The organism is Paenibacillus sp. Marseille-Q7038, assembly GCF_965111595.1.
This window is the reverse complement of the sequence record NZ_CBCOOM010000001.1, coordinates 3,589,084-3,598,664: the sequence shown is the minus strand read 5'-3', so window position 1 is coordinate 3,598,664 and position 9,581 is coordinate 3,589,084. Positions and strand designations below refer to the sequence as shown.

5 protein-coding genes and 4 pseudogenes are annotated in these 9,581 nt (G+C 42.3%); 6 read left to right on the top strand and 3 right to left on the bottom strand.

What is annotated here, in order from left to right; all coding sequences use genetic code 11:
• The first annotated feature begins 29 nt into the window (after positions 1 to 29).
• The gene (locus tag ACWPWY_RS17075) at positions 30 to 620 is read left to right on the top strand and encodes a chloramphenicol phosphotransferase CPT family protein (RefSeq protein ID WP_454192923.1); all 591 of its coding nucleotides are present in this window, start codon (positions 30 to 32) and stop codon (positions 618 to 620) included.
• A 241-nt stretch (positions 621 to 861) separates the two neighbouring features.
• Entirely contained in the window at positions 862 to 1,041 is a 180-nt protein-coding gene (locus ACWPWY_RS17070) for a hypothetical protein (protein ID WP_454192741.1), read from the top strand.
• Positions 1,042 to 1,403: 362 nt separating this feature from the next.
• On the opposite strand, the pseudogene ACWPWY_RS17065 reads toward ACWPWY_RS17070, so the two are convergent.
• Positions 1,404 to 2,360, bottom strand: a pseudogene (locus ACWPWY_RS17065) (IS30 family transposase).
• A 191-nt stretch (positions 2,361 to 2,551) separates the two neighbouring features.
• Complete coding sequence (locus ACWPWY_RS17060; protein ID WP_454192740.1) at positions 2,552 to 2,914, bottom strand: DUF3139 domain-containing protein; 363 nt, start codon at positions 2,912 to 2,914, stop codon at positions 2,552 to 2,554.
• 839 nt (positions 2,915 to 3,753) lie between these two features.
• Here ACWPWY_RS17060 and ltrA point away from each other — a divergent pair.
• The 4 genes and pseudogenes from ltrA (at position 3,754) to ACWPWY_RS17040 (ending at position 7,778) form a co-directional block, all read left to right on the top strand.
• Positions 3,754 to 4,788, top strand: coding sequence for a group II intron reverse transcriptase/maturase (gene ltrA, locus ACWPWY_RS17055; RefSeq protein ID WP_454192739.1), 1,035 nt, complete (start codon positions 3,754 to 3,756; stop codon positions 4,786 to 4,788).
• Positions 4,782 to 5,045, top strand: coding sequence for a group II intron maturase-specific domain-containing protein (locus ACWPWY_RS17050; RefSeq protein WP_454192738.1), 264 nt, complete (start codon positions 4,782 to 4,784; stop codon positions 5,043 to 5,045). Before ltrA ends, ACWPWY_RS17050 begins: the two co-directional genes overlap by 7 nt.
• 175 nt (positions 5,046 to 5,220) lie before the next feature.
• A pseudogene (locus ACWPWY_RS17045) lies at positions 5,221 to 6,191 on the top strand (phosphotransferase).
• A gap of 793 nt (positions 6,192 to 6,984) precedes the next feature.
• Positions 6,985 to 7,778, top strand: a pseudogene (locus ACWPWY_RS17040) (phosphotransferase).
• Between the two features lie 482 nt (positions 7,779 to 8,260).
• Here ACWPWY_RS17040 and ACWPWY_RS17035 read toward each other — a convergent pair.
• Positions 8,261 to 9,469 (bottom strand): annotated as a pseudogene (locus ACWPWY_RS17035) (IS110 family transposase).
• Between the last annotated feature and the right edge of the window lie 112 nt (positions 9,470 to 9,581).

Sequence of the window (9,581 nt, the reverse complement as noted above, 5' to 3'; positions counted from 1 at the left end):
CGCAAATCTTATATGTGAGGGTGATTCGTGTGAAGCAAGGACTTATTGTGTTCTTGAACGGAACTTCAAGTTCCGGAAAGACTACTATTTCTTTGGAACTGAAAAATCAGAAAGAGATTCCTTTTCATCATTTATCCATAGATACTTTTTTTGGTAATTACAATGATTTTATTGATAGTAATTTTCCGGATATTGAACCTACAAGAGAAGTAGATGATGTCGGAAAAATACTTTTTGATCCCATAAATTCAGTGTATTATGCAACAATTAAGTTGTTTTCAGAAATGGGTTTAAATGTAATCGTCGATACCGTAATCGACAATGACAAGCGGTTAAATGATTACCTTGATCTCTTATTCGATCATCCAACATTGTTTATAGGCGTATTATGCTCGAAAGAAGAACTCACAAGAAGAGAGCAAATCAGAGGAGATCGACAGATTGGACTAGCGAATTCTCAATACGACCAAATATATTCCTTTAATGAATATGACCTTAAAGTAAATACTGAAGAGTTGAGTCCAACAGAATGTGCCGAAAAAATACTAGGCTTTATTAAATCCGGTCAGGAATACTCTGCATTTAAGAAATTAATGAAAAGAGAGATTGGTGTTTCATAGTAGGGAGTCCATCGGATAACTACATATTCAAACATTGGAGCTATTACCCGGCGAATTTTGGAATTAAGCTAACTGTAAAACGATAGTTGAACACAGTAGGGAGCAGCTTGCCAGTTGGCAACTACCTCCTTTTTGCTAATCAGCAGGATTGCTTAAGAGGCACTTCACTTCTTCGATTACAACTTTCCCCTGTAAAAACCGTTATATTAAAAACTAAGGTGATTGGGAAGGAAGATCAATTATGAATTATTTTATCTATTTAGGGAAAAATGTAAAGCGGTTGGGTAACACGTTGACAAGAGAGAGATTAGCATTAGTGCTTTCTAAAGTACATTTGCATATGAACAATAATGAGCAAGCTATTTCTTTTGCAACATGGGCAATTAATCGGATTGAAAAAAAACTGTTAGAAGGGCATTGATTCCTGAGTTTAATGAGATCATTAACAAAGCAACTGCCTAAAGAGGTTGCCATAGTGAGATTATAGATAATTGAACTATCAACGTAGAAACGATACAAATTCTTTCACTCTGATATTCAGGATTGCGGTATTTCCACCGAATATATCGATGACAAAGAATTCATATATTAATATTTGACCTATGAGTATAAAACAATTATATTTGATAAATTCGAAGAACTTAAACGAAATATTTCTAAAACGTTGCCTTAACTAGTGACGTTTTTTATTTACACAAAAAGAAAACTCCACCTATTAGGCAGAGCCGTGTTTATTAATTATTGATATATCAGGCATTATCCGTTTATGTATAAGACGGATTGTCAATCCAAGTGCGACACTTCTTCTTCAAATGATTCGTGAGCTGTCTTCCAACCTAAACATTTCCTTGGTCTGTTGTTAATGAGTTGGAGGGCATGTTCTAATTCTTCCTCGGTCACCTCTGCAAAGTCCTTCCCTTTTGGGAAGAACTCTCGAAGGAGCCCGTTTCCATTCTCATTGGAGCCTCGTTGCCATGAAGAATAAGGATCTGCAAAATACACCTTCATCCCGTGTGACTCTTCCAGTTCACGAAAGCATGCGAACTCCTTACCACGGTCAACGGTAGCTGTTTGGAAGGTTTGGGCAGGGTACTGTGCAAAGCAACTACACCAATAGCGATTTCCATAGATAATGAAGTGCGATCTGGCATTTTAATAGCAGTGTACAGCCTTGTTTTTCGCTCGATACATGTAGCGACACAAGCCTTGCTTTTTCCTCGGCTGGAGACGACTGTGTCTAGCTCCCAGTGCCCAAAGGTTTCTCGGAAACGAATCTCTTTAGGTCGTTGTTTAATAGAGGTGCCAACGAGGAAGCGACCACGCTTTTCTTGTGGCTTCTGTCTCTTTCCTTTGTGCCTTAACTGCTGAACTGTCATGCGAATCAAACGACCTTCATAAAGCCAGCGATATATCGTTTTGAACGAAATCATGGGCTGGCCTTTCAGATAATAACGCATAGAGATTTGCTCGGGAGACCAGGTTTCATGAAGGCGGCCGCTCAATTTCTTTCCCAAGCGCCTCTGTCCACTTTCCTCCAGAGGTTTGATCCTGACGAAGACGTCGGTACCGTTTCTCTGATGCCGCCAGGTAACCATCCGGGCTCTGATTTTTCTTGAGCTCCCGACTGATCGTGGAGTGATGTCGTTTCAATTTGAGAGCAATGACTCGGGCAGACAGCCCCAGTTGATGTAATGCTTCTAGTTTACTGCGTTCAATTATGCTAAGATGTGTGTAGCTCATGGGCGGATTCTCCTTGTGTGAATGTGGTGTAGGAACCTTCATTTTACACGAATCCGGCCATGGGCCATTTTTTATTTTGAACTAGGTGTCGCACTTCATGTTACAATCCGTCATAAGTAATAGATACTGATTAATATAATGTACATATTAGACGTTGCCATAACTAGTAGCGTCTTTTGCGAGCTTATTATTTATTCTTTATGCTTATAAGCACCTCCGGTAATTCCCAGCTGTTCGACTTCACCATCTTCCCCTAATCTATAAGAATACATCTTATTAAGTTCATCTGAGAATTCAACATAAGTTAGATATCCAGAAGCTGTTTCATCAGTTGTTTTTTTTATCTTGACAACTTCAAAACTAGCTATATCGCTCTCCAAATACCCTTTCTCCTCAATTAAATACTCTTTAACTCTTTCCTCATTATAAGCGGCAAGCTCTGGATCACTTTTAGCTGGGGTGTTAAGAGAGTACACCGTAAAAGATATGAAACCAATTACAAGAATTATAAGCCCTAGAACAACTCCGCCACCAATCATCATTATTTTCTTCAAAAAAATTCTCCTTCATCTAAAATCAATTAATATATATTAACAAAGCATTTCTAATAAAAGTATGATAAAACTAGCAATAAATAGAATTTTATTACATAAAAAAGATAGAAAGATATTTATCTCAGAAGGATAGCCCGTTAACTGTGTTATTTTGTGAATTATTGCAAAATAATATTGTGCTAACATGAATTACAGAAGCTGACTATAATGGACTAACAATACTCTTATCTTCGTTCAACTAACGGAAAAACGTTAGTTAAAGAAGAACAAGTAAGCAACCGATCAACAGACCGGTTGCTTTTGCTTTAAGTGCGTGCCCAGCTAAGCACGCATCTTCTAGCCGGTGAAAGTCCGGTCACGGGAGGGGCCAAGCCCCTGTGTAGCTAGGATACCTACGTACGGTGAAAACTGTGCGTAGAAGCGTATCGACAAAAGTATCTGTCGGAGACAGAGCGAGCAACATACCAGGCCGTAACATCAAGTGAATCCTGCCGCGTCGTCAAAGAGGCCTCGCAAGAGGGACGAGGGGAAGCCGAACCCCGGCTTAATGGGTGAAGGCCACGGAAACTGCTAAGAACTTGGAGCGGCAGTGAAGAATCCTCCGGCGTAAGGGGATCGGCATGGTATGAAAGAAGATGCAGTGAACTGGGGAGACCCTCCCCTGCACGGACTTTTTTTTGAAACCGTAACAAAGTGGTCTATAAGTCCAAAACGAAATGATCTACTTGCAGGAAGGGAGTCCGAGGGGCTCATAGTACTGAGGAACTGCAGGACAACACAACCTGCAGGAGGGAAGGAGCCCTGCTTTGTTCATGTTTTTTTTTAGGAGGTACGAATTAGTGAATGCCAAACGGCTAACGACACCAAAAGAAAACGTTCAACAACTCCAAAAGAAACTAGGTCATGCGGCCAAGGAAAACAAGAAGCGCAGATTCCACGCATTGTACGACAAGGTCTACCGAATGGATGTATTAGAGGAAGCCTGGCGGAGAGTACGAGCTAACAAAGGATCGGCTGGCGTCGATGGAGAAACTCTTTCGGATATTGAGGAAAAGGGAGAAGTGTTTTTCCTGTACGAATGCCAACGATGCTTGAAGGAAAACAAATACCATCCACAGCCCGTACGACGGCATTACATTCCGAAGAAAGACGGGAAGCAAAGACCGCTAGGCATCCCAACCGTCCGAGACCGCGTTATTCAAATGGCGAAACTGGTCATGGAACCGATCTTTGAAGCGGACTTTCAGGAATCCTCATTTGGATTCCGTCCAAAACGAAGTGCGAAAGGGGCACTGGACCGTATCCGAAAAGCCTGCAACCGAAAAGGAAATTGGGTGGTCGACGTCGACATCCAAGGCTACTTCGACAACATCAACCAAGAGAAACTAATGAAACTGGTGGAGATGCGAATCAGCGACAGGCGCGTCCTGAAGCTGATACGGAAGTGGCTGAACGCGGGAGTGATGGAAGAAGGAAAGGTCAGACGATCCGATCTGGGTACACCACAAGGCGGAGTGATATCCCCTCTGCTCGCGAATATCTATTTGAATTATTTTGATATTCTGTGGGAACGACATGGCAGTGGAATCGGGGAACTTACGCGTTACGCAGATGATTTCGTTGTCGTATGCAAAACGAAGAAAGATGCAGAACGGGCGTATGCACTCATACGTGCGATTATGGATCGTCTGGAACTGACCTTGCATCCGACGAAAACGCGGATTGTAGGATTATGGACAGGAGAAGAAGGGTTTGATTTTCTAGGCATGCATCATCGCAAGACGAAAGCTGAAACATCCTACGGAAAAGCGTACTATACCACGCAAAGCAGTGGCTGTGCCGGAAAGCGGAGGAACGCATCCGGGAAGTGGTAAAAGAGCGCTTAGCTCCGTCCAGCCAGAGACATAAATCACTCGCGGAGCACGTAGGTTGGCTGAACCCGAAGATTCAGGGGTGGCGCAATTACTACCACACGTCCTACAGCCAACGAAGAATGGCGAAGTTAGATTGGTACATTGTGTTGCGTTTGGCAAAATGGTATGCAAAGAAAAAGCAACGTTCTCGGTGGCAAAGTGCAGTCCAAGAAGTGCGGAACATGGCGAGACAATGTGGGCTCAAAACGCTTTTGTAATCTGTATGCACATGAATGACGAACATCGGAAAGCCGTATGAGGGAAAACCTCACGTACGGTTTGATGAGGAGGGGCTGGTTTGCCCAGCCCTTTACTCTAGTATTGGGCAGTTATGCGTAACTTCCAGGGAATGTAAACGTCAAATAAAGTAAGGAACGAGGAGGCAGACATTTCATGGAAGGAACGAATGTATGGGATGCGGAGTGGGAGGTTAACGAAGAGCAGGCGCGGACGCTGATCGGCAGACAATTCCCTCAGCTGTCATCGAAGCAAGTGAAGCGATTGGGCTGGGGCTGGGACAATACGGTTTTTCTCATCGGTGACGAGTACGTGTTCCGGTTTCCAAGAAGAACGATTGCAGTTGGCTCGATTCGTATGGAAGGGAAGTCACGCCGAAGCTGGAGGCATATATGACCATCCCCTATCCGAAACCGTTGTTTTATGGCGAAGCAAGTGACGAATACCCGGCACCATTTCTTGGCTATGCCTACGTGCCAGGAGATTTCCCCATCGGTTTGACGGAAGAACGCCGGGCTTTATCGGCGGAGACGCTGGCGAAATTTTTGCGGAGATTGCATGAGTTTCCAGTGCAGGCGGCGCTGAAGTGCGGAGTTCAGCAAGATCATCGAAGCTTGACGGACATAGCATCGCGCAAAGTGAAATTGGAGGGCTTTCTATCGAAGGTGGTTGAACACTTGTCGCCGGAGGAGTCCGGTGTGATCAAAGCGTATATTAGCAGGCCGCAAACGGACCGTGTCGAGGCGGTGAATGCACTGCTACATGGCGATCTTCATTTCAAAAATATGCTTGTGAATGAGAATGGGATCGTTTCCGGCATCATTGATTGGGGCGATCTGAGCGTAGGCCATCCGGCTTGTGATTTGAGCGTTGCTTACAGCTTTTTACCACCTTACGCTCGCGGCGTGTTTTTTGAAACTTACGGAGGAGCGGACGAGGAAACGAAGTCGCTGGCGCGGCTGATCGCGGTATACATTCCCGTACTGATCTTGATGCAAGCGGTCGATGACGGGAATGAAGCGATTGCGGCAGAGGCGAAATCCAACATCATGCGAGCACTTTCGGATAGGCTCATTATTTCGTTGCGGCTATGGGGCTATGGCTATCGGCACCATTTTGTCGTTTAAAGGCCGCGATAAGGTACGATTCGCCTTCTCTGATGCCGCTTTATGTAGTGAGAACAATTAAGCGACCGCTCAGATGACCGGTTGCTTTTTTCTTTGAGCTAACGGGTAGAAATACTTGAAAACTAAGTATTGTGAGGTTTTGAAAAAATGGGGGTTATTCGTTATCCTCGTGGTCTAAGAGTCAGATGCGACCAAGATTTACATCTACGAGTCACAAGCATGTAAAAATTCCGCCTTTTGGTTTCGCTTAAATATGGAATTATCCTATCAGAGTTATTGTGTACATCAAGAAGAATTATCGAATAAAAACTTATCAGTCAAAGAAACTGGTTTGTGCCACATTTCTCGGTCCTGATGACAAAAATCTTGAGCTCGGTCGCTGATCGAGAGTTTTTTCTTTTCCCGTTTTTTTAGATCATGAGGACAAGCCCAAGAGTAGATTCTTATGATGTTGTTGAGCGGTCTTTTTTGATTTTTGTAAATAGCAAAATAAAAGTCTTTTCTTAGTTGGTAATATCTAGTAATATCTAATTTAGAGATGTAAAGAGAGGGGAATCTGTACTTATGTGGAATACCTTGAATTGATTATTTAATTGAATAGAGACAGTGGCGGTCCTTAGTTCTTAAGGATGCGTTTATTTGTCTATCTTAAATCAATCATTCAAGGGATACATGGTGTGGACAATTAAATTCCCATTGCCGAGCAGATACCTTTGTATATCTGCTTTTCTTTATGGGAAAAAATACATCTCTATTGACACAATCATAGAGTCCCTAAATTGGGGGAATTTTAATGGAAAGTCAGTACGAAAAAGAAGAAGCACTAACTGGAGGGAATGTCTCCATTGTATATCGTTTAGGAGATACGGTTCGGCGAGAATTAAAGCCTGATAGTGTTAAAATTCATACATTGTTAAAGCACGTTGAAAGCAAAGGCCACATGGTGTGCCAAAGTTTCTAGGTATTGATGAAAAAGGGAGAGAGATCTTATCCTTTATCGAAGGAGAAGCTGGCAATTATCCGTTAAAAAAATACATGTGGTCGGACGAGTCTTTAAAAGAAATCGCAAAAATGCTTCGTCTCTATCATGATGCGGTGAGTGATTTTCCAATGGAAGAACGATGGCAACCTATTGATAACACCCATGACCATTTGAGGTGATGTGCCATAATGATTTTGCCATCTATAATATTATTTTTAATCGCGAAGAACCAGTAGGTGTGATTGATTTTGATTTGGTCGCTCCTGGTCCAAGACTTTGGGATATCGCCTATACGCTTTACACTTGTGTTCCTTTAAGTAGGCTTTATCATACGGAAGCAGGCGAAGCCATTTATTATGATTCGTTAAAGGATGCTGAGCGAATCAAACAAAGGATTAGATTGTTTTTTGATTCCTATGGTATGGAAGGAATAGATAAAGGTTTTTTAGAAATTATTGCTACGAGTAGAAGGATTATGTAAAACCATGCAAAGGAAAGCCAAAGAAGGCGATATGGCGTTTCAAAAAATGATCGACGAGGGACATTATGATCACTATCAAGAGGAACTTCGATTCATTCGCGAACACGGAAAAGAGTGGAATTAAGAGAAATGTTTTGGTGAACCAACGGAGCACAAGCGTGAAAAAAGAGACCATCTTTTTTGAGTCCATTGAAAAACGTGAGGCCTACCCCAATCTTCAGTCGGGGTAGGCCTCACTGTTTTTGTGTATGGTTGTATCAACTTAAGGTGGTTCTACGATAGCCCAATAAACACAGTGGCTCGTGTGAGACGACGAGATGTTGCCGTTCACACGTGTCGCTGTTGTTAATGGGCGGGTCGTCGCTATTAGCGGCTTTTTTTGTTTTAACGGTACAAGTTCTTGTCCCGAGCCAAAGACAAGAACTTGTACCGATTACCGATTGGATAAGTTTTCAATTATTTGCTCTAATTCATTAAGCTATACCAGCTAATAGCTTGTCAAGATTACCAGTAAAATGGACTTAAGTCATGTGGTATAGTAAAAATAAGCATGACAAATAACCCTCCAATCTCCTTTGTTTTGGAAGGTTATACCAACGAAAATAGTTAGGCAGTGCGGAAAGATTTTTTACTTTTCAGGATGACATAAAGCCAATGAACTAGCTTATTTGCACATGCGACTAAAGCTACTTTATGTGGTTTTCCTTCTACTCTTTTGCGATCATAAAAATCTTTAAGTCGCATATTACGAGAACGAATGAGTCCACACTGGACAGCCATAACTAGCGCATATCGAAGTTGCCGGGAACCACGTTTGGTAATTCGATTCCGTGTTGCCGTAAACTTTCCAGATGCAAATACACTTGGATCAATGCCTGCAAAGGCTACTAGTTTCTTTGGATGATCAAAACGGTCGATTTCTCCAATTTCCGATAAAATTGTTGCCGCAATTTTAGGACCAATACCGGGAATCGACTGGATTAAATCATATTCTTCAATTTCTTCAGCGAGAGCATCAATGTTCTTTTCCAATTGAGACAGATGCTCTTGGTACTGAAGAATGAGCGAGATCAAAACTTTCAGGTTAATCAAGTGACTAGAGTACATATTCTGTTGAAAAGGATTTTGTTTGGCCGCATGTAGCAGGCGCTTAACTCGCACACAGATCCAATTCTCTGACCTTCCTCGTTTTGAGGAGAGTAGTTCTTTGAATTTAGACTTAAGCATTTCTTCATCCGACTGCAACACCAAATATGAAGTCGGAAACTCATTTAAGAATTGAAGTGAAATGTTAGAATAGATGTCCCCGAAAACACCTTTGTACGTAGGGAAAACTTGATCTAGAACAGCTTGAAACTGCAGTTTAATCTGTACACACATCTTTGACAGAGACTCATATTGTCTTGTTAAATAACGCAAATTAAGCAGTTGAACACCTCTTTTTTTATAGGGCTCAAATTCTTCTTTATAGTACAACTCTCCGAGCAAATAGGCATCAGCAAGATCTGTCTTCACTTTTCGAAGGCTGGACTTTCTTAGCCGATTTGAGATGAGCGGATTAATGACAATGTACAAATAATGATGCTCCTCTAAGAACTGAACAACGGGACTCTAGTAATGCCCAGTTGCCTCGAGAAGTAGCGTAGGACGTAGCCCAGCCGCATGTTCAACATCCTGAATAGCTTGAAGTAACTTCGTCAGCCCTTCTTGGGTATGTTCGAATTTAAACGTCCCTCTGTACGGTTTGCCTCGCTCTAAAAAGGCTTGTCCATGGCTTTCATCTTTAGAAATATCCAGGCCAATCACTGGATTCATTTAAATGCACCTTCCTAATTTAAATTTACCGGCCCCTGTGATTTCCTCTTGTCGCTCCATAGCATCGCTTGTTATACGGGATCTATGTCCCAACCAGCCTCAATCATGGTCA

What these genes read in the sequence shown, in the direction of transcription:
- ACWPWY_RS17070 (WP_454192741.1), top strand. Translation starts at nt 862, where the DNA reads ATGAATTATTTTATCTATTTAGGGAAAAATGTAAAGCGGTTGGGTAAC.